The organism is Marinomonas vulgaris, assembly GCF_018145875.1.
In the GTDB taxonomy this organism is placed as follows: Bacteria; Pseudomonadota; Gammaproteobacteria; order Pseudomonadales; family Marinomonadaceae; genus Marinomonas; species Marinomonas vulgaris.
Genome location: NZ_JAGSSV010000024.1, coordinates 25,416 through 46,091, shown reverse-complemented (window position 1 = coordinate 46,091; position 20,676 = coordinate 25,416). Strand labels below are relative to the sequence as shown.

General features: G+C 45.6%; 18 protein-coding genes and 8 tRNA genes. 1 reads left to right on the top strand and 25 read right to left on the bottom strand.

Annotation, left to right across the window (positions count from 1 at the left end):
* Positions 1-47: 47 nt before the first annotated feature.
* The 11 genes from J9B83_RS13615 to J9B83_RS13565 all read right to left on the bottom strand — a co-directional run bounded on the left by J9B83_RS13615 (position 48) and on the right by J9B83_RS13565 (position 12,342).
* Positions 48-479 carry a hypothetical protein gene (locus J9B83_RS13615; RefSeq protein WP_211537373.1) on the bottom strand — a complete coding sequence of 144 codons (432 nt, stop codon included), beginning with the start codon at positions 477-479 and terminating at the stop codon, positions 48-50.
* A 110-nt stretch (positions 480-589) separates the two neighbouring features.
* Complete coding sequence (locus tag J9B83_RS13610) at positions 590-1,747, bottom strand: MFS transporter (RefSeq protein WP_211537372.1); 1,158 nt, start codon at positions 1,745-1,747, stop codon at positions 590-592.
* Between the two features lie 132 nt (positions 1,748-1,879).
* Complete coding sequence (locus J9B83_RS13605; protein WP_211537371.1) at positions 1,880-4,132, bottom strand: heavy metal translocating P-type ATPase; 2,253 nt, start codon at positions 4,130-4,132, stop codon at positions 1,880-1,882.
* Positions 4,129-4,575 carry a MerR family transcriptional regulator gene (locus tag J9B83_RS13600; protein ID WP_211537370.1) on the bottom strand — a complete coding sequence of 149 codons (447 nt, stop codon included), beginning with the start codon at positions 4,573-4,575 and terminating at the stop codon, positions 4,129-4,131. The genes J9B83_RS13605 and J9B83_RS13600 overlap by 4 nt, the downstream gene beginning before the upstream one ends.
* Before the next feature lie 144 nt (positions 4,576-4,719).
* Positions 4,720-6,009, bottom strand: coding sequence for an NAD(P)/FAD-dependent oxidoreductase (locus J9B83_RS13595; protein WP_211537369.1), 1,290 nt, complete (start codon positions 6,007-6,009; stop codon positions 4,720-4,722).
* Positions 6,010-6,089: 80 nt separating this feature from the next.
* Positions 6,090-6,539: a YaiI/YqxD family protein gene (locus J9B83_RS13590; protein WP_211537368.1), complete on the bottom strand. Its 450-nt coding sequence runs from the start codon at positions 6,537-6,539 to the stop codon at positions 6,090-6,092.
* A 170-nt stretch (positions 6,540-6,709) separates the two neighbouring features.
* On the bottom strand, positions 6,710-8,371 hold the full coding sequence (locus J9B83_RS13585; RefSeq protein ID WP_211537367.1) for an electron transfer flavoprotein-ubiquinone oxidoreductase: 1,662 nt from the start codon (positions 8,369-8,371) through the stop codon (positions 6,710-6,712).
* Between the two features lie 9 nt (positions 8,372-8,380).
* Positions 8,381-10,150, bottom strand: a complete 1,770-nt coding sequence (locus J9B83_RS13580) for an acyl-CoA dehydrogenase (protein WP_211537366.1) — start codon at positions 10,148-10,150, stop codon at positions 8,381-8,383.
* Positions 10,151-10,290: 140 nt separating this feature from the next.
* On the bottom strand, positions 10,291-11,352 hold the full coding sequence (locus J9B83_RS13575; RefSeq protein ID WP_211537365.1) for an AraC family transcriptional regulator: 1,062 nt from the start codon (positions 11,350-11,352) through the stop codon (positions 10,291-10,293).
* Positions 11,353-11,460: 108 nt separating this feature from the next.
* Positions 11,461-11,820, bottom strand: a complete 360-nt coding sequence (locus J9B83_RS13570) for a hypothetical protein (protein ID WP_211537364.1) — start codon at positions 11,818-11,820, stop codon at positions 11,461-11,463.
* A 69-nt stretch (positions 11,821-11,889) separates the two neighbouring features.
* Positions 11,890-12,342, bottom strand: a complete 453-nt coding sequence (locus J9B83_RS13565; RefSeq protein WP_211537363.1) for a cytochrome b562 — start codon at positions 12,340-12,342, stop codon at positions 11,890-11,892.
* Between the two features lie 215 nt (positions 12,343-12,557).
* Here J9B83_RS13565 and J9B83_RS13560 point away from each other — a divergent pair, with 215 nt between their 5' ends.
* Positions 12,558-12,824, top strand: a complete 267-nt coding sequence (locus J9B83_RS13560; RefSeq protein ID WP_328797743.1) for a hypothetical protein — start codon at positions 12,558-12,560, stop codon at positions 12,822-12,824.
* Between the two features lie 40 nt (positions 12,825-12,864).
* On the opposite strand, the gene J9B83_RS13555 is transcribed toward J9B83_RS13560, so the two are convergent.
* The 14 genes from J9B83_RS13555 to J9B83_RS13490 form a co-directional block, all read right to left on the bottom strand.
* A complete protein-coding gene (locus tag J9B83_RS13555) occupies positions 12,865-15,318 on the bottom strand; it encodes a Lon protease family protein (protein WP_211537362.1) in 2,454 nt (817 codons plus the stop codon).
* Positions 15,318-16,139, bottom strand: coding sequence for a TatD family hydrolase (locus J9B83_RS13550; protein ID WP_211537361.1), 822 nt, complete (start codon positions 16,137-16,139; stop codon positions 15,318-15,320). The genes J9B83_RS13555 and J9B83_RS13550 overlap by 1 nt, the downstream gene beginning before the upstream one ends.
* Positions 16,140-16,146: 7 nt before the next feature.
* The gene (gene holB / locus J9B83_RS13545) at positions 16,147-17,085 is read right to left on the bottom strand and encodes a DNA polymerase III subunit delta' (protein WP_211537360.1); all 939 of its coding nucleotides are present in this window, start codon (positions 17,083-17,085) and stop codon (positions 16,147-16,149) included.
* Entirely contained in the window at positions 17,086-17,724 is a 639-nt protein-coding gene (gene tmk, locus J9B83_RS13540; RefSeq protein WP_211537359.1) for a dTMP kinase, read from the bottom strand.
* A gap of 12 nt (positions 17,725-17,736) precedes the next feature.
* Complete coding sequence (gene mltG / locus J9B83_RS13535) at positions 17,737-18,780, bottom strand: endolytic transglycosylase MltG (RefSeq protein ID WP_211537358.1); 1,044 nt, start codon at positions 18,778-18,780, stop codon at positions 17,737-17,739.
* Entirely contained in the window at positions 18,767-19,594 is an 828-nt protein-coding gene (gene pabC, locus J9B83_RS13530; RefSeq protein WP_211537357.1) for an aminodeoxychorismate lyase, read from the bottom strand. The genes mltG and pabC overlap by 14 nt, the downstream gene beginning before the upstream one ends.
* Before the next feature lie 49 nt (positions 19,595-19,643).
* Positions 19,644-19,719: transfer RNA gene (locus tag J9B83_RS13525), tRNA-Glu, on the bottom strand.
* Positions 19,720-19,735: 16 nt separating this feature from the next.
* Positions 19,736-19,810: transfer RNA gene (locus J9B83_RS13520), tRNA-Gly, on the bottom strand.
* Between the two features lie 55 nt (positions 19,811-19,865).
* A tRNA-Glu gene (locus J9B83_RS13515) sits at positions 19,866-19,941 on the bottom strand.
* Between the two features lie 55 nt (positions 19,942-19,996).
* Positions 19,997-20,072: transfer RNA gene (locus tag J9B83_RS13510), tRNA-Glu, on the bottom strand.
* Positions 20,073-20,144: 72 nt separating this feature from the next.
* Positions 20,145-20,219: transfer RNA gene (locus J9B83_RS13505), tRNA-Gly, on the bottom strand.
* A 77-nt stretch (positions 20,220-20,296) separates the two neighbouring features.
* Positions 20,297-20,372, bottom strand: a tRNA-Glu gene (locus J9B83_RS13500).
* 73 nt (positions 20,373-20,445) lie between these two features.
* Positions 20,446-20,520: transfer RNA gene (locus tag J9B83_RS13495), tRNA-Gly, on the bottom strand.
* Positions 20,521-20,597: 77 nt separating this feature from the next.
* Positions 20,598-20,673 (bottom strand) — tRNA-Glu (locus J9B83_RS13490).
* Positions 20,674-20,676 lie beyond the last annotated feature (3 nt).

The following is a 20,676-nucleotide window of genomic DNA, read 5'->3' as shown; positions in this document are numbered from 1 at the left end:
TGAGTTGATGTGACATGGTCAGGCTCGAAGGTTAAAAATGAATTGTCTCATGCGCGGGACTTATTCGCATCTTCCCTTGCCTGAGATCGTAATTTTCGACCCACTATATTGAGTGTTTCTGGAGAAGCCGCCAGCGTAACGCCTTCTGCGTTGGTCACTACGACAGAGTTGAAGCTGTCTGTTTGGTATTTTAAGCGATTGGCTTCGTCTTGCATGGCTTGATGATCAAACATTTTGTCGGCCAAAAAAGACGTTGAGTAAGCGAGCTGTTGTTGAACGGACCCTAAAAACACCTCGGTTGTGCCTGCCAATTTACTGGCATAAGCTTGGTTACCCTCGATGGACTGAAGGATTAACTGTTCTTTTTGTACTTCATAATTTGAATAAAAGCTGTTTACGAAGGTGATGGTGGTCGCGGTTAAAGCGAGGAACAAGATGAGTCTATTGAGCTTTAAGGACTTACTTAAAAAAGAATTCAAAATAGTGTTTCACGTAAAGGATTAATTTGTATCAAATTGTACAGGTAAAAAAAGGAGGCGCAATCCTGAACCTCCTTTTAATTTAGCGAAACGTGTATTAGGTACGCTTTTTACGATGCTTGCTTGGCTTTTCTTCGATTTAACCAAACCATGACCAATGCAAGGAAGGATAGCAAAGCCGCCGCACTGGGAATCCAAGCAAATCCAAAACCAATACTGAGTACCAAACCACCAAGCGCTGCGCCTAACGCATTACCTAAGTTAAAAGCGCCAATATTAATAGAAGACGCTAACCCTGGCGCTTGATCAGCAATTTTCATGACTTGCATTTGCAGCGGTGGGCCACTACCAAAAATTACCACGCCCCACAACAATATAGTAATGCTAGCGCCTAAAACCGACGTCGCGCTGAAGCGAAACACCAAAAGCACCAGTACTTGTAAGCTAAGAAATACAAACAAAGCCATGTTCGGTGACTTATCTGTAAGTTTGCCGCTGATATAGTTACCTAAAGTAAAACCAATGCCGGTCAAGGCTAACATGGTAGCAATGGCATTGTCTGTCGCTTGGGCGAGTGTCTGCATCACCGGCGTTATGTAGGTATACAAGGTAAACATAGAACCGGCACAAATAACCGTAGTGGCGAACGCTCGCAACACCGCGGGTTGCATGATGGCGCTGAGTTCTTGTTTGACATTGGGCCGTTCGATTTTTTCCATAGCTGGCAAGCTGCGTATAATACCGATAATAGCCACAACGCCTAGCACTGCCGTGACAGCGAACGCTAATCGCCAATCAAAGTTCTGCCCAAGCCAGGTGGTGATTGGCACACCAATAATGTTCGCAATGGTCAAACCAAGAAAAATGGCCGCCACCGCAGAGCCTTTTTTATGCACGGGGGCGAGATTCATTGCCACCACAGCGCCAATGCCAAAAAAAGCACCGTGGGATAAGCTGGTCACAACGCGAGAGAATAAAAATGTCTCGTAATTAATCGACAGCGCTGACAATAGATTACCAACTACAAAAATAGCCATCAGTAAGATCAGCGCGGTTTTTTGTGTGTAGCGGGTCAAGTATAGCGTTACTAAAGGCGCACCAATCATCACGCCAATGGCGTAAGCACTGATTAATAAGCCCGCAGCAGGAATAGAAGCATGAACCCCATCGGCAATAACGGGTAACAAGCCCATCGGCATGAATTCAGTGGTACCTAAACCAAAGGTTCCAAGCGCAATGGCGAAAATCCCCCATTGATAAGCAAGCATATGGACTCCGAGCGATGTGATTCGCGAAAAAATGAAATGAAAAAGCCAAGAGATGCCTCTTGGCTTGAAGAAAACGCGCGTATTTTACACCAGTTGTTTTCGAAATGGTGATAATTTTGGCGAATTATAACCTTAAGACGCTTTGTGTTTTGATGCGGGCAATGTCATAAATCGCAGCCTGTTGGCATTGGTTACCACGGTCACTGACGACAGTGACATGGCCGCCCCAGCGACAATGGGGCTTAACAGCCAGCCAGTAAAAGGGAACAAAAGCCCTGCCGCAATAGGTATTCCCAAACTGTTATAGGCAAAAGCGCCCCACAAATTTTGCTTGATGTTTTTCAGTGTGGCTTTACTAATTTGAATGACATCTGCAACGCTGTTTAAATCGTTGCTAATCAAGGTAATATCGGCGCTTTCCATCGCCACATCGGTACCAGCACTCATGGCAAAGCCCACGTCGGCTTGAGTCAGCGCAGGTGCGTCGTTAATACCATCGCCAATCATGCCAACAACCTTCCCTTGTTGTTGATAGTTTTTAATGCTGTTTAATTTATCCGCTGGTAAAAGTTGTGCCTGAAAATGGTCAATGCCCAGTTCAGTCGCAACCTGTTGCGCAACAGTGGGGTGATCGCCCGTTAGCATCACCACTTGTAAACCTTGTTGTTGAAAATGAGCAATGGCCTCCTTCGCGCCTTTTTTGATAGGGTCTTTAATATCAAAGGTCGCTAACAATTGCTCATCGTCGGCAAAATACACCCGAGTTGCCGAGCTGTGAGGAATAGCGTTATCGATATTAATGCCCTTTTCTGCCATTAATCGCTCGTTGCCTAGATAATAGCTTTTACCCTCAATATTACCCTGCACGCCCAATCCAATCAGTGATTCAAATCCTTCGACGGTGGAGGTTTCATTCTTTGTGCTGAGGTGAGGCTGACAATGCTCCAACAAGGCATTGGCTAATGGGTGATTCGCCCCCTCTTCTAATTTCGTTACTTGACTAAATATTGCCGTCTGTCGCGATGACTCGTTCAGCCAATGTTGAACCACCTTTGGTTTTCCCGTGGTTATGGTGCCGGTTTTGTCGAGCACTATCGTAGTCAGTTCGCTTGCTCGCTGTAAGGCGTCGCCGTTGCGAATTAAACCACCGTGCTCGGCGGCTTTACCGATGCCAATCATGGTCGAAATCGGTGTCGCCAACCCCAATGCGCATGGGCAAGCGATGATAAGTACCGACATGCTGGCGACTAAAATATACGAAGCATCACCTTGCCCAAACCAGAACCAGACCAAAGCCGTGGCAAGCGCAATGACAATAACACAGGGGACAAACACGGCCGAGACCTTATCGGCTAACACACTGATTGGAGGCTTGGAGTTTTGCGCCTTATCCACTTGCGTGATGATTTGCGCCAATAGCGTGTCACTGCCGACTCGGGTGGCTTTAAACAGCAATCGCCCTTGACCGTTTACGGTTCCTGCCGATACGGTATCTCCGATATTCTTTTCGACTGGCATGGCTTCACCCGTGAGCATGGCTTCGTTTACCGTTGATTGACCTTCTATCACCTGGCCATCGACAGGGATTTTTTCTCCCGAGCGAATGCGGATAATCTGATTGACCTTAATTTGCTCAACAGGTAACTCATAAATCTGATCGCCATCGACACAGGTAGCAATTTTAGGCCGTAAATCCAATAAGCGACGCAAAGCTTGGCCGGTTTTCTGGCGAGCTCTAAGTTCTAATGCTTGCCCAAGATTGATAAGACCAATAATCATCACTGAGGCTTCAAAATACAGGTGACGTGTGTTGTCTGGAAACCAAGTTGGTAGCAAAACCACCAACATGGAATACAACCAAGCGCTGCCTGTTCCAAGAGCAATCAGCGTGTCCATATTGGTTTGGCCATTTGATAATGATTTCAATGCACCACGAAAATAATGCTGTCCAGCTTGGATCATAACCCATAAAGTGAGCAGCCCCACGCCACCCCAAATGAATTGATCGGACAAAGAGCGCACCGACATCTCACCGCCTAACACGCCGTACAGCATGAGCGGAATGCCTAAACCGATACCATAGGCGGCAGAGCGTCGTTTATAATGATATTCTGCCTGTTGTTTTTCCTGTCGCTCTTGCTCGCTTCGTTCGGCATCATAAATCACTGACCCTTGATAGCCTGCTTGCTTTAGTGCCTTGAGTAACTCATCGCTTGATCCATTTGTAGTGATTTGAGCACTGTGATTGGCAAAATTCACTTCGGCGTTTATTACCCCTGGCGCGTTGTCCAATGTTTTTTGAACGCCCTTCACGCACCCAGCACATCGCATACCTTGAATAGACAGGCTGAATTGATTGCTTGATTTTGGTCTGTTGGTTATCATTGAGCGTCTCCTTTTTTAGCCGTTTCAGGTGTTGTCGCCTTGTCTTGCCATTCTTCAATTAAACAACAAATTGAGTAACCATCTGGCGTGCTGTCTGGCATTTTTTCCCATGCTGCCAACGCGGCTTCCATTTTTACCAAGTGAGCTTGTAGTTGGGCAATTTTCGCTTGAGTCTCGGGCACTTTTTGTCGTAACCAATCACGCACCATGGGGCATGGGGAGTCACCACTGTCTGATTGAGCAAAAATGTCTTCAATTTGCTTTAAGCTGAAACCTAATTCACTGGCTTGGCGAATGAACTGCAAACGCTGCAGCGCCCACTTATTGTAAACTTGATAACCATTGTGTGGGTCTCGGTCCGCTGTCAAAAGCCCAATCCGAGTGTAGTGGCGCACCGTTTCGGCGGTTACCTTAGCTTTTTTAGCCAATTCACTGACATGCATAAGACCTCCTGTGTCATTTAAGGTTTGTTGGATCTTGTAATAGTAGAAAGTGTAAAACCTACAGGTAACACCTAGGTCAAGCCAGCAGATACAAAAAAGCCGAATGACGAGCATCCGGCTTAGCGTTTAACTAAACATCACCTGCTAATGCAATTTTAGTTTGGGTTTGACCACCTTACCGATTTTCTGAGCTGCCATAATCACGGTGGCCTTTAGCCAACCGTGAATGGCGATAAGGTGTAATCTATACAAGGAAACATAAACAAAACGTGCGATACGACCTTCAACAAACATGGAGCCGCCAGTCATATTACCCATTAAATTGCCCACAGTACTGTAACGACTAAGATTGACCAAGGAGCCGTAATCTTTGTATTGGTATTCTTTTAGCCCTTCGCTCAAGAAAGACGCCTTGATATTTTCGAAGACTAAGCTCGCCATTTGATGGGCTGATTGAGCACGCGGCGGCACAAAAGAGCCATCGGCTTGTTTGCATGCACAGCAATCGCCGATCACATATACATTGTCAAAAGCCGTGGTTTGCAAAGTGCCTTTGACCAAAATTTGATTGTTACGAGTTGTTTCAAAGCCGTCTATATTGGCAACGAAATCAGGGGCTTTCACACCCGCCGCCCAAATCATCAAATCCGCTTCGATGTTGCCGCAGTCGGCTGTTTCAAAACCGCCATCGTAGGCGCGAACCACCCTTGTTGCTTGGCTAACAGTGACACCTAGGCGAACCAATTCCTTGGTGGCTAACCCAGCAATGCGTTCCGGCAAAGCAGGAAGAATCCGCGGCCCCGCTTCAATAAGCTGGACATGTACACGTTTCCCAGACATTTCTGGCATACCATAGGCTTTTAGCATGTCAGCTACATGAAACAATTCCGCCGACAATTCAACCCCTGTTGCGCCACCACCAACGATGGCCAATTTAAGCCTGGCGTCCGAGCCTTCTTGATGCACGCGTAAAAATTGATTTAACAGCGCCTGTTGAAAGCGCTCAGCCTGTTTATGAGAGTCAAGAAAATAGCAATGATCTGCTACTCCAGGGGTACCAAAATCGTTACTGACACTGCCCACCGCCATAATTAAAATATCGTAATTTACCGTTCGCTCTGGCAAGACAATGTGTCCCTTGTCATCGGACAGCGACGCCAGAGTTAGAGTACGTTTCTCTGGATCAACAGCGGTTAAGTTTCCTAATTGAAATTGATAATGATGTTTAGCAGCGTGGGCGCGATAATTTAATCCATCGTTATTAATATCCAATGAGCCGGTTGCTACTTCGTGTAGCAAGGGCTTCCAAATATGAGTCTGGCTACGATCAATCAGCACTATGTCGGCTTGATGTTTTTTACCAAAGCTGTGACCCAGCTTGGTTACTAACTCTAAGCCTCCGGCACCACCGCCTACCACTACGATTTTTTTCATAAAAACTTACCTATAAACTTTGAATAATCTGGAAAATATTCAAGAAACACTTTCCAGATGCCTCTTTCTACATCGCATGGTTAGCGAACACGCTGCGCTAAAAGCTTGTCTAACGTATTAGCAAAGGCCGCTCTATCCTGTTGATTAAAGCTAGCAGGGCCACCCGTTTGTACACCAGAAGAACGCATTTGCTCCATAAAGTCGCGCATGCTTAAGCGCTGCTTGATGTTTTCTTTAGTATAGAGTTCGCCACGAGGATTAATGGCTAACGCGCCTTTTTCAATCACATCAGAAGCTAAGGGAATATCGGCGGTAATGACGAGATCACAGGTATCAAGATTATCGACGATGTAATTATCTGCTACATCAAACCCAGAACTTACGACGCGCCGTTCAATCCATTTGGAAGGCGGAATGGCAATCGCTTGGTTTGCCACCAAAATACAGGGAATTTCAACACGCTCCGCCGCTCGGAAAAGAATCGTTTTGATCACATTTGGACAAGCGTCTGCATCTACCCATAATCGCATGATGTTACCTCTTTTTAGTTGGCAGGTATTATCAAGCAGGAGCAGAGCGAAATCCAGTCAGGAATAGGGACAAAACCAAGACGCAAATAAATACGCACAGATCGCGCAAGAAAGTACACGATCTGGCGTATTTACCGTATTTTTATCACGCTTAAAGGTGGCACAATTTTTTACATATTCGGGTAATTAGGCCCACCGGCACCTTCTGGTGTGACCCAAGTAATGTTTTGCGCCGGGTCTTTGATATCACATGTTTTACAGTGCAAGCAGTTTTGCGCATTAATTTGAAAAATTGACTCCTGATTGGACTCTACCACTTCATATACACCCGCCGGGCAATATCTCTGTGCAGGTTCGGCAAATTTTAACAAGTTGCTATGGATCGGCACGTTAGGGTCTTTCAATTGCAAATGACAGGGCTGATCTTCCTCGTGGTTAGTATTAGACAAAAATACGGACGACAATTTGTCGAAGCTTAATACGCCATCTGCTTTAGGATAAATGGGAGGCCTGTGTTTTTCTGCTAATTCAGTGCAAGCGTGATCCGCTGCTGTATCATGAAAACTAAACGGCAAAGCCCCTGAAAAAATATTCTGATCTAACCAATTGTAAGCGCCACCCCAAAATGTACCAAGCTTGTGCATGACAGGGACAAAGTTACGCGCTTGCTGCAATTCTTCGCCTAGCCAAGATTGTCGAATTAAGTTGTTAAACTCCGATAGCTCTGCTGGTGGCGACGCTGATTGCAACGCATCAAACACGCTATCTGCTGCTAAAAGACCACTCTTCATCGCTGTGTGAGTTCCTTTAATTTTGGCCGGGTTTAGGGTACCAGCGTCACAACCAATCACCAAACCACCGGGAAAGCTCATTTTCGGCAAAGACGACCAGCCGCCTTTAGCAATGGCTCTTGCTCCATATGACACTCGCTTAGCCCCTTTTAGATGTTGGGCAATAACGGGGTGGTGTTTGTATCGTTGAAATTCATCATAAGGGCTGAGGTAAGGGTTTTTGTAGTTCAAATCCACGATCAACCCGACCACTACCTGATTGTTGTCTAAATGGTATAAGAAACCGCCGCCGCCTGCGTCCTTGCCTAATGGCCAACCCGCCGTATGAATAACAGCGCCAGGTTTACTTTGGTCTGCAGGTACATCCCACAATTCTTTTATGCCAAGGCCATAATGTTGCGGGTCTTTGCCATCATCCAGTTGAAATTTGCTGATCAACTCTTTTCCTAGATGGCCACGACAGCCTTCGGCAAATAAAGTGTATTTGGCTTTTAATAGCATTCCGGGCATAAAACCGTCTTTTTCTCGTCCGTTTTGCCCAACCCCCATGTCACCTGTGATGATCCCCTCCACATTGCCTTGATCGTCGTAAGACAAGTGAGCCGCGGAAAACCCTGGGAACACTTCCACGCCTAACGCTTCCGCTTGTTCCGCTAACCAGCGACTTAAATTTCCTAGGCTAATGATGTAGTTACCGTCGTTGTGTAGCGTTTTTGGCACCATCCAATGGGGCAATGACTTAGACGCCTGGTCAGAGCTTAGCCAAAGCACTTCGTCTGTCGTGACCTTGGTAGTAACAGGCGCGCCTTTTTCTGACCAGTCTGGAAAAAGCTCGTCTAGAGCTGTTGTTTCTATAACAGCGCCAGATAGAATATGAGCGCCAATTTCTGAGCCTTTTTCTACTAAGCAAACACTCAGTTCTTTATCGGCGGCTTGTGCTCTTTGCATAATACGACACGCGGCTGATAGTCCTGCAGGACCACCGCCGACGATCACCACATCAAATTCCATCACGTCTCTTTGCGTATTTGTATCAGACATATTGCCTCCCTATCGCGTAAAAGCGATGCGGTTCAAACGATCAACACTTGCTTGGCCAAATTTAATGCCATGCGCATAACCAAAAGCGCGCGGCAAAATGTGGTCACAGTAAAAGTCCACTGAACACAACCAAGACGTTTTCTCTGCTTCACCCATGCTTGTGTGAATAGATGAAGCGATCTGTGCCCTTATTTGCAGCCATGCACCCACCAAATAGCCCATCAACATCATATAGTCGTACGCCAATGCCGTACCTAACGTTGAGTCCGTTTTCATGCTGTCTAAACAAGCTTGGGTACATTCTTTGGCTTCTTCTAATACAGCTTGTACCTTGATGGCGTTATCACGAGCGTTTGTCGACAATGCGTTTTGCAACTCCATTTCAATCTCATCGAGCAAGCAAGTCATTTCTACACCTTGATCAGCGTGTAATTTACGCCCGATTAGATCAATGGCTTGAATACCATTTGTACCCTCATAAATCGGTAAGATCCTTGCATCTCTGGCGTGTTGAGCCACCCCAGTTTCCTCGATAAAGCCCATTCCACCATGCACTTGAATGGCTAAAGAAGTGATTTCCTGTGCTTGTTCGGTAATCCAACCCTTGACAATAGGAGTGTACAGCGCTGTGCGTTTTTCAGCTTTCGCTTTAACTTCTCCATCAGCTAAATGAGACAAATCGTTTTCAACGGCGGCGACGTAGACCAAAGAACGCATCGCATCAATTTGAGATTTCATCGTCATCAACATGCGTAGTACATCTGGATGTTCAATAATAGAAGCACGACCTGATCGATCGGCTTTCATGCCCTGCTTACGTTCTTCCGCGTATTCTAACGCTTGCTGATAGGCCCTCTCAGCAATGGCCAAACCTTGCAATCCAACGCCTTGTCTGGCGTTATTCATCATGGTGAACATGGCTTTAATACCTTGGTTTTCTTGGCCAACAAGATAGCCAATCGCACCGTCATTATCGCCAAAACTCATCACACAGGTAGGCGAGGCATGAATGCCCATCTTGTGTTCAACAGACAATACTTTTACATCGTTGCGTTGATCTGGATTCCCCTGATCGTCCAGTATAAATTTCGGCACGATGAACAAGGAAATGCCCTTCACACCCTCTGGGGCGCCGGGTAATCTGGCTAAAACCAAATGAATAATGTTGTCGCTCATCTGATGATCGCCCCAAGTTATGTATATCTTTTGGCCAGTGATGCGAAACACATCACCGTCTGAAGCGGCTTTACAGGCAATGGCAGCAAGGTCAGAGCCCGCCGACGGTTCGGTTAAATTCATGGTACCCGCCCACTCTCCGGCCAGCATCTTCGGAAGATACTGGCTTTTTAGTTCATCGCTGGCGTGTAGGCTAATGGCTTCTATCGCCCCTAAGCTCAACAAGGGACACAGTGAAAAAGAAAGGTTGGCGGATTGTACACCTTCGTTTACCGCCGTCGCGATGGTGGCGGGTAAGCCCTGACCGCCGTATTGAGGATCGCCTGATAGACCGATCCAGCCGCCCTCAGAATACGCTTGAAACACTTCTTTAAAACCAGCCGCTTGATAGACTTCGCCTTGTTCGACGCGGGAACCTTCTTTGTCGCCACTGGCATTAATGGGGGCAATAACTTGTTCCGTCAATTTACCCGCCTCTCCTAAAATGGCATCTAGAAGATCATAGTCTACGGGCTCATCGAGATGAGGATTCAAGCGGTCGATGTCGGCAACGGACAACATGCTGAATAAAATGTCATTAATTGGGTACGTGTATTCGCTCATTTTTTATTCTCCGGTTAATTATCCGAGCGGATATTTCACCTTAGAATGTAAAAATGTCGCTAATCTCTCAATAACATTTCAAGCCTATATTTCTGACAAAAACAATCAGCCTCTTTGAACATAACCTTTATCAGCCAAAATTATGGGCGCTTAAGGACTTTGCCAAATTTCAAATATTCCTCACTTTTCCGATATTCTCCTGGCGTCATGCCTGTCCATTTTTTAAATGAACGGAAAAATGCACTGGGCTCATCGAAGCCCATCAATGCGGCTATGTCATTAATGCTCAATTGAGGCGCATTCATATAGGTAATGGCGGCTTCTTTACGACAATCGTCTTTGATGTTTTGATAAGAGGTTTTTTCGTCGTTCAGCCGTCGGCGTAGCGTAGAAACACTCATGTTCAAAGCGCTAGCAACTTCTTCTGCACTGGGCATTTCACGGGAAAAATCTTTTCCTAACATGGCCATCACTTGAGACTTGAGGCTGTTATCATTTTCCACCATAACCAGCAGCTGATAAGGCGCTGTTTTAAGAAAACCACGCAAGCTATCTTCTGTTTGCACAATCGGCATGTCTAAGTAACTGGCAGGAAACACCAAGGCGTTGGCGTGCTGATTAAACCTTACCTCTGATTGAAATAAGGTTTTGTAATACTCCACATCATCGGGGCGTTCGCTGGTGAAATACGCCGCTTTTAGATTCAACCGACGGCCAATTAGCCAACAAATAAAATGATGCCACATGGACAAGGTGGTTCTTAATTGCTCCTTGGATTCTGGCGTCACCAATTGTTCGATGTTGTCTTCCGATGTACTGATGGGGGCAAAGGTGACAACCGCGAAGCGCCCTTTGGTAATCAACACAGGCTTGACCGTTGGCCCACGGCATATTTCATAAAAGTCACTGCAGCGATACAAAGCATGAGCCAGACTGCGTGCATGAATAATACATAGGCACATCATTCTGAAGGTACCATTGGGCACTTTTCCGCCGCTGAGCATGCCAAAGGATTCATCTTGCATCAGCCACATGATCTTTTGATATAAAATGCCATATCGATACGCAGAGAAAGAATCACCTTGTTCCAACTCTTCTTGTGTTATTTCGAGACTGGTCAGCACAGAGGCACGATCTAGGCCTTGGTCTTCCGCTGTTTTTAATAGATAACGCACACTCGACATGGGAACCGACGCTTTCACACTTTTCACCTCATTCTTAAATAGCTGATGATTCTCATATTGTATGGGGTTTTATATCCATAAAAAAAGGCTGCAGAAGCAGCCTTAATTTATTTACGTCTTTTATGTTTACTTTTGCTCTGTAAAAGCAGAAAGCAGTTCGTCTAGCGATAAGTCTTCGCTGTCTGAGTCAATCGCATTGGTATTTTCCAATGCAGCGGCTTTTTCTTTTTCAGTGTTTTCATCAACAGGTTTGACATAAACGAAACGACGTGGACGTTCAGGGACCGCTCCCGCTTCAGTTGCTGGAAGTAAACCTAAACGTTCAAGTTTTTTGTGCGCTTGATCTTTGCGTTCTTTGGACTTTTTGGTTACAAATCGACGTGTCGCAGATGATTTACGAGCTTTGTTTTGCTCTTTCATCATCTCTTTCGAACCGGTTTTTCCAAGTTTTCCACGCATACTGCGCGATTTTTTAGCACGAGCCATAGTATCCTCTCTTTATCGCGCGCATTGTAGCAGTGAATTCACGCTAGGTCATCCAGCACACACGCAATTCTAGCAATTCGCTTTAAAAGCTTGATGCCCTTGTTGTCTTTTAGCGCCGATTTCGCCAAGCCATTTTTTAACTTCAGCTAAATCGTCGGATTTTAAAGCCACTTCTAGGTTCTTAAACACATCAATAGTTTTATCTATGCCTTTTTCATAGTTCGACATCTGCTCTTTTAGATCAGCGCCTTCTAGTTTTTCGGCTTTTAGTTTGTATGGAACTTGGTCGCGAGACTTCTCAAAGTGTGCAATCAAGGTTTCAACACGAGCCGCGGCGGCTTGGTTATCACCAGATTTGATGTCAGAAGACATGGCGCGCATCTCGTCTTTAATATCTTCCATGTAGCCATGCAAAGTTGTTGCACCGCAAGCTTCATTTTGATGATGTTCATGAGCGAAAGCCGCCGTTGAACAAGAAATGGTAAGAATAGTAGCGGCCAAAAGCCCTTTTTTCATCAACATAGAATCACTCCACAGTATTATTAGTATAAATATTATTCATTATTGAAATAGTTTGGCATAAAGTACCATGCTCTATTAAAAAAACATCGGTAATATTGTAACTAACTAATGGATTGTCATTTTAATTCATGATTAGGCCGATCATTGACGCTAACCAACTCAAAAAACACGATACGAGGTGAGTTATTTTTACCCTAAGCCGCAAATTTTTCTTGGTGATTTGCTTGTTAAGCAGCTCTCTTGCTTTGGCAGAATGTCGTGACGACGATGCGAAATTCTCGGCCGATAAAAAAGCTCGTAGTTTTATGTCTGGCGATACTTTTATGGCCGCGAAAGTCTTAAAGCGACATCTGCCGAGCCGACGCAAAGAAGTTGCTAGCTATATTTACGTGAAGGCAGACGACTTGTATTACACCGTGTATACCTTGGTCAATTCCGCTTGTAAGGCCGATGTTATTAAACGAACAAAAGGCAAACATTAGTCTGCCTTTTGTTCTGTCTATCGTGACAACGCCTTGATTGTTACGACTCTTTATTACTTGTTTTTTTGTTTTCTTGGCTATTTTCTTCGACGTTAGTTTCTTCTTCCTCTTCGTCGTCTTCCTCGCCTAGCTTAGAGATTTCCTCTAAACGTTCAATGACGCGTGCCGACAATGTGCCTTCAGGGTATTCGCCCTCTTCGTCCGCTTGTCCGGGCTCAATGCCAGTCAGCAAATGCAAGGCTTCGTCCGCTGTTGAGACGGCATAAACATGGAATTGACCCGCTTCTACCGCCGCGATGATGTCATCGTTTAGCATCAAATTAACCGCGTTAGATTTGGGAATGATGACGCCTTGGGTGCCTGTTAGCCCACGAGCATGACAGACGTTAAAAAAGCCTTCAATTTTTTCGTTTACACCACCAATGGCTTGAATTTCACCATATTGATTTAATGATCCTGTGATGGCCAAATCTTGGCGCAAAGGCACTTGAATCAGGGCGGACAGCAAACAGCACAATTCTGCAGTAGACGCACTGTCGCCATCTATATAGCCGTAGCTCTGTTCCATGGCGATGGAGGCTGAGATGTCCAGTGGAAAACGTTGTGCGTACTTGTTGCCTAGGTAGCCAGACAAGATTAATACGCCTTTTGAGTGAATGTTTTGCCCTAAATTGGACTCACGTTCAATGTCAATAATGCCTTTGCCACCAGGGTAAACCGTAGTAGAGATACGTGCTGGCGCACCGAAGCTGCTGTCACCAATTTGCATTACCGTCAATCCGTTGATCTTACCGACCGCATAACCATCGCTTTCCAAAAGCACTGTGCCTTCAATGATTTCTTCGATGATTTTTTCACTCACACGACCAGTACGGTGTTTTTTGGCTTTTAAAGCTCGAGCAATATGGTCAGCGGTGATTTCATCGTCTTTGGCCATTTGACGAACAAAATCCGCTTCGCCTAATAGTTCAAACACATCGCCAATTTTGGCCGCCATTTCACGTTGATGCTCAGCCAAACGGCTGCTGTATTCTATTAACGCCGCCACACCATCTCTTGTTACATTGGCGTATTCTTCTTTGTCGACTCTGTCTTTCATCAAGCGAGCAAACGACAACTCAGATTCTTTCGAGCGCTTTAAAGTGTCGTCAAAGTCGACCAGCACACGAAACATTTCTTGAAAATCAGGGTCGGCGTCTTGCAATAAATAGTAAATATCTCGCGCACCAATCAGCACCACTTTCACCTGCAAAGGCAAATCTTGCGGTGATAAGGTCATGGTATTCATCAGGCCCATGTCGGCGTAAGGGTGTTCAATTTTGATGGTTTTGCTCTTAAGGGCACGTTTCAGTGCTTCCCAAAGGTAATGATCGGTCAGCAGTTTTTCTGCGTCTAAAATCAAATAACCGCCGTTGGCGGCGTGCAAACTTCCTGAGCGAATGAGGCGGTAATTGGTAACTAACATGCCTTGATCGCTGCTGTGTTCTACCTGGCCAAACAAATTACGATACGTAGGATGCGGTTCGTAAACAACAGGCTGACCGCCCTTAGCTTCATGGGTGATGGCGATGTTTGGTAAATACAATTCTTCGTAAAACTGACGACGACCGATCTCGTCACGATTTTCCGATGCTTTGTCGTCCGCCATTTGGTCAATGATGGTTTTGTCGAGGTCTTCGCGTAGCTCCTTAAGATGCACCGAAATGTCTCTGTTGTCGGAATATTTTTCAAACAACCCCGCCATAAGTGGGTCAAGTGCTTCTTTTACGGTATCCAAATTTAACTGACGAATTTGTTCGTAAGTAGCACGCTTCCACTGTGGTAAGCCAAGCAATTCTTCGTTAAGCAAACCTTCTAATGTCGATACGCCTTCTTGAAAGGCATCACGCTCTTCGTCGGTTAGCGCAGCGAATTCATTTTCTTCTAGGGCTTTGCCCTCTTTCATAGGCGCAAAGCTAACCGATGACGCATCGCGGAACATGGCTACGCCAATTTTGCCAGACACTCGCTCAACTTTATTAATCGCCGCTTCGTATTGATCGTTAAAGGCGCGATCAATCACCGATTTCTGCTGCTGATAAGACGGATTTTCAAACGCCGCAGGAAAAGTCGTCATTAAACCATCGATGAGTGTGCGAATTTCTTTTTCAAATTCAGAAGACATGCCAGGTGAAAACTCTATGGCTTTAGGGCGATGACTCTCGGTGAAATTATTCACATAAGCCCATTCGTTTGGCGCCGGACGACGTTTGGCTTCGCTTTTTAAATAGCTCAACACATAGGACGAGCGACCCGTTCCAGAATCGCCCATGGCGAAAATATTGTAGCCCGGGCGTTGCATGGCAACACCAAACTGAATGGCTTCTACGGCGCGCTCTTGGCCTAAAATGCCACTTAATGGCTCGATGTCTTTTAATGTTGTAAAAGTAAGGTGATCACTGGGTACTTTGGCCGCAAGGGCGTGATGAGGTAAAGCGGTAACCAAATTTGACATTAATGGGTTTCCTTTTGTGTCACAAGCTGAAGCTGGTGTTGAGGGTTGGCTTGTGAGAACACTCGGTGGAAGTTTTCGGCGGTGGCTTCTAATAACGCCTCATATCGAATGCCTTTTAAGTCAGCAACGTATTGTGCGACATCTGACACATATTTAGGTTCGTTTTTCTTTCCGCGATGAGGGACTGGCGCGAGATACGGCGAGTCGGTTTCAACAATCAACGAGGATAAGGGCAGTTTTCGCACGGTTTCTTTTAAATCCGCTGCCGTTTTAAAGGTGACGATGCCAGAAATAGAGATCAAATAATTTTCATCTAGAGCGGCTTTTGCCATGTCGTAATCTTCGGTAAAACAATGCAGCACCCCACCAATCTCAGGGTTTCCGTACTGCTTAATGTGCGACAGAGTATCTTGTTTTGCGCTACGTGTATGAATGATCACGGGCAGACCTAATTTCCCTGCAGCTTGCAAATGATGCATAAAGCTTACTTTTTGCGCTTCGTGCGCCTCAGGGGAAGCTTCATAAAAGTAATCTAAGCCAGTTTCGCCAATGGCAATCACTTTGGGGTGCGCAGCATATTGGCGTAACAAGGTATCGTCAACGATAAGCCCATCGCTTTGCAAAGGGTGAACGCCGCAGCTTGCATAAACCCCGTCACGCTTTGTGAAATCAAGGATTGTGTCCATCTTGTTTAGATCAACAGAAATGCTCAAAAGCTGTTTTACGCCTTGATGGTAGGCCGCGTCTAACGCCGCGTTTAAATTATTGTTATAAGGGGCCAAATCCAACATATCAAGATGGCAATGAGTATCGATTAACATAGTTCTTTTACCACTGATTTAATTCGTGTGTAAGTTGCATGATGGGGTTTAAATTTGTTTTTTGAAGGTCTGATTTCAATTTTTGTAAAGATTGATAGCGCAACATTAAGGATTCAATACCTTGTCGGGCAATTAATGTGTGGTAAATCCCATCCAGTGCCTTGTCTAATTGCGCACCGGTAGAATGGCAAATACATTGATGCAAAATAGCGCCTAACCCGTTGCAGTAATCTTCAATGTTTTTGCTGTCTACACCTTTTACTAAATCACTCACACTGGCGCTTTGTTGTAATAATGCGTTCACCTTTTCAGGTAGCTCAGCATAGAGTTCAGTTTTGCCTTGCTGTTGCAGCAAAAGCAAACGAAATGGCTGAGTAGTCAACCAAAACAAATTGCTTAAGCGCTCACCATTTTGTTGTGTTTGTAGCCAGGCCGTTACCTCATGCATGGTGGGTGTTGGTACATTCACTAATAAACAGCGGCTGCGAATCGTCGGCAGTAAAGGGCTAGATTGTGAGCTAGTCAGGACAAAATAAGTGCGATCGGCAGGCTCTTCCAATGCTTTTAACACCGCATTGGCTGCGTTGATATTCATCGCTTGGGCATGGGTAATCAGCACGACTTTATTGCGTCCAACTTGTGGTTTTTGGCTAATTTGTTTGACCAAAAGACGAATTTGATCCACTTTTATGGTCCCTGACTCACCGTCTAACATACGAAAATCAGGGTGTGATTCGCCCTTCATCAGTTGGCAAGAATGACAGTGGTCACAAGCGGGCCCCTGTGTTTCTTCACACATCAGATCTTTGACCATTTCGCGAGCCAAAGGCTCTTGCCCTACCCCGTCAGCGCCAGTGATCAGCAAGGCATGAGAAAGCTTACCAGTGTGTTTTAAACGCTGTACTTGCTGCAAACTGTGGGTCAACCATGGGGCTAGAGTCGTCATTTATTGTTTACCAGACCAAGTGTGGCTAAGTTGCACAAGATGAGATTCAATCTGTGTTTTGACGCTAGGTAGCGTCGCACTGGCGTCGATGACTTTCACTCGATCAGGCTCCAAATCTGCGCGTTTTAAAAACCCATCTCGTACTTTTTGATGAAAAGCGAGCGTCTCTTTGTCTAAGCGGTCTTGATATTGACGGGCTTTTACTCGTTGCTGACCAATTTCAACCGGCACATCCAATAATAAGGTGGCATCGGGTAGATTATCGCCTACCACCCAACGCGACAATTGATCCAGCATGCTGATATCGCCACCGCGAGCATGACCTTGATAGACATAACTAGAATCTAAAAATCGATCGCTGATCACCCATATACCATTATTTAAAGCGGGTTGGATTTTTTCAGCCAAATGTTGTGCACGAGCGGCAAACATCATCAGCAGCTCTGCGGTATCGCTGACCTTTTCTTCCCGTGGACTCAGCACCAGCTGACGAATTTCTTCTGCCAAAGGCGTGCCGCCCGGCTCACGAGTTAAAAGATAAGGTATATTTTGTGTTTCTAACCACTGCTCAATAAAAGCAATCGCGGTAGTTTTACCACTGCCTTCGCCCCCTTCTAACGAAATAAATTTGCCTTTCATACGTTTTATCCTCTATTTCGCGGTTTCCGGTGTGGTTTGGGGTGCGGAGCGATAATCTTCGCGACGCTTAAATTGATACTGTCGTACAGCGCGATTATGTTCCTTTAAGGTATTTGAGAAAGTATGGGAACCATCTCCTTTTGCCACAAAGTATAAGGCGGTTGTTTCGCCTGGATTCAAAGCCGCATAAATAGCTTCTCGCCCAACATTGGCGATAGGAGTGGGCGGTAAAGCCGCAATTTTATAGGTGTTGTATGGCGATGGACTTTGTAAACTTTTACGCGTTAAGTTGCCATCAAACCCTTCTCCAAGCCCATAAATAACTGTTGGGTCGGTTTGTAAGCGCATTTTCTTTTCCAGACGACTGATAAACACCCTTGAAATTAAAGGTCTTTCTTCTGGAACTCCTGTCTCTTTTTCAATAATAGAGGCCATTATCAAGGCGTCATAAGAGGTTTTATAGGGCAAATCATCGGCTTTGTTCGCCCAGAGTTCAGAAAGTGTTTGGTTTAGCAGCTGATTGGCGTGTTTTAGAATGCTTACATCCGTATCACCTTCGTGATAGCGATAGGTGTTGGCAAAAAACAGCCCTTCGGGATGTGTTACGTTTAAAGACAAGGCATCCACTATGGCTTGATCGCTTAACCCTTCAAGGGTCATAGTAATGTTGCCTTTCGCTTGCATGGCAGCAAGAAATTCTCGGGTTGTTTTTCCTTCCAATAAAGTGACCGAATAAAAAATAGACTGGCCTGAGTCAAAAACGGCCATCACGTCCAACAAGGTCATATCAGGTTTTAAAGCGTATTGACCGACTTTCGGAACCCATTCAGGATGAATTTTAGACACAATGCGTGTTAATACCGGATGTTCAATAATGTCTTTTTCACTCAATGACACACCAAGGCTATAAGAGGTGTCCCCAGCTTGAACTTCAAAGATGTCTTCTGAGGTCAAATTGATCGGTGACGTCATAACATGATAAAGATAACCGGCGGCACAGGCCGACAAGGTGATAAGTAACAACACAACACGGAAACACCATTTAAACAACGCCATGCTTGTCCTTATCTTGCATTATTTTTTGTAGGGTTAGCGTATGAACGCCAATGGGAAAAGTGGTTTTTTCGATACGCGTAACTGGCACGATACCCATCAAGCTATTACTAATAAAGACTTCATCGGCGGATAGCAGCGCTTTGATTGAAAAATCGCTCACATGTGTAAGGTAATGGGATTGTCTAGATAAAATCCCGCTGCGATAGGTGCCTTGGACTCCCGCTTGGCTTAGGGATGGCGTACACAAAACGCCCTGTCGAAACCAGAAAATATTGCTTTGAATGCACTCAATGACGTTGCCATTTCCATCCAGCATGACAGCTTCAAAGTCTGGGGATGTTAAATAACGTTTCGCCATGACATTCTCAAGGCGGTTCATGTGCTTGATGCCCGCTAGGAAGCGGTTTTGATTCACTGGCACAGGTGAAATTGACAAAGAGACACCTTTTTTTGCCTGAGCGCTGTAATCTGGCGCAGGCAAAATTCCAATCACGATCGAATGCTCACAATGTTCTGGTGGCAAATACCCTCTTCCGCCACTGCCGCGGCTCACCATAATTTTGACAACAGAGTCTTGATGAATAAAAGGCAATACGGTTTCGTAGAGAAAATGCGTTAAGTGCTGTTTTTGATCGAGTGTAAACGGCATGCCGAGTTTTTTTAAACCACGAAAAAGACGTGACAAATGATCATCAAGCTGAAAAAAACACTGGGAAGAAGTACGAATGGTTTCAAACAAGCCATCACCGTAGGCAAAACCACGATCGGTAATTGAAAGCTGACTTTCTCGCTGATAATTGACAAACCAGGTCATGGCTAAAAACTCATTAAATAAGGTTAGCTATGATAGCGCAAAAAAGAAATGGCGTCCCGTAGGGGGTTCGAACCCCTGTTACCGCCGTGAAAGGGCGGTGTCCTAGGCCTCTAGACGAACGGGACATATACAAAAAAGATATGGAGCGGGAAACGAGGCTCGAACTCGCGACCCCAACCTTGGCAAGGTTGTGCTCTACCACTGAGCTATTCCCGCAAACAATAATGCTCTATCTTCAAAAGCAATACAGTGCCTTTTAGTAAAGGCTAAATGGCGTCCCGTAGGGGGTTCGAACCCCTGTTACCGCCGTGAAAGGGCGGTGTCCTAGGCCTCTAGACGAACGGGACAAATACTTAGTAACATTAAAAACAACATTCACTTTCTTAACTACTTTACAGAAAGTGGCGTCCCATAGGGGGTTCGAACCCCTGTTACCGCCGTGAAAGGGCGGTGTCCTAGGCCTCTAGACGAATGGGACACAATCAGTTTTGATAAAACTGTAAACAGTCGAATAACCGACAAAACACCAAGTTATCGCTAACAAAGATGTTGGAGCGGGAAACGAGGCTCGAACTCGCGACCCCAACCTTGGCAAGGTTGTGCTCTACCACTGAGCTATTCCCGCAATTTAACCGCCCTGCTCTTTACAAAGTAAGAGCAAAACGACTCATGATCTTTATCTACGTAAAGCATCATAAATAGTGGCGTCCCGTAGGGGGTTCGAACCCCTGTTACCGCCGTGAAAGGGCGGTGTCCTAGGCCTCTAGACGAACGGGACACAATCAGTTTTGATAAAACTGTAAACCGTCGGTTTAACGACAAACACATCTCGATATCGCTAACGACGATGTTGGAGCGGGAAACGAGGCTCGAACTCGCGACCCCAACCTTGGCAAGGTTGTGCTCTACCACTGAGCTATTCCCGCAATTTAACCGCCCTGCTCTTTACAAAGTAAGAGCAAAACGACTCATGATCTTTATCTACGTAAAGCATCATAAATAGTGGCGTCCCGTAGGGGGTTCGAACCCCTGTTACCGCCGTGAAAGGGCGGTGTCCTAGGCCTCTAGACGAACGGGACACA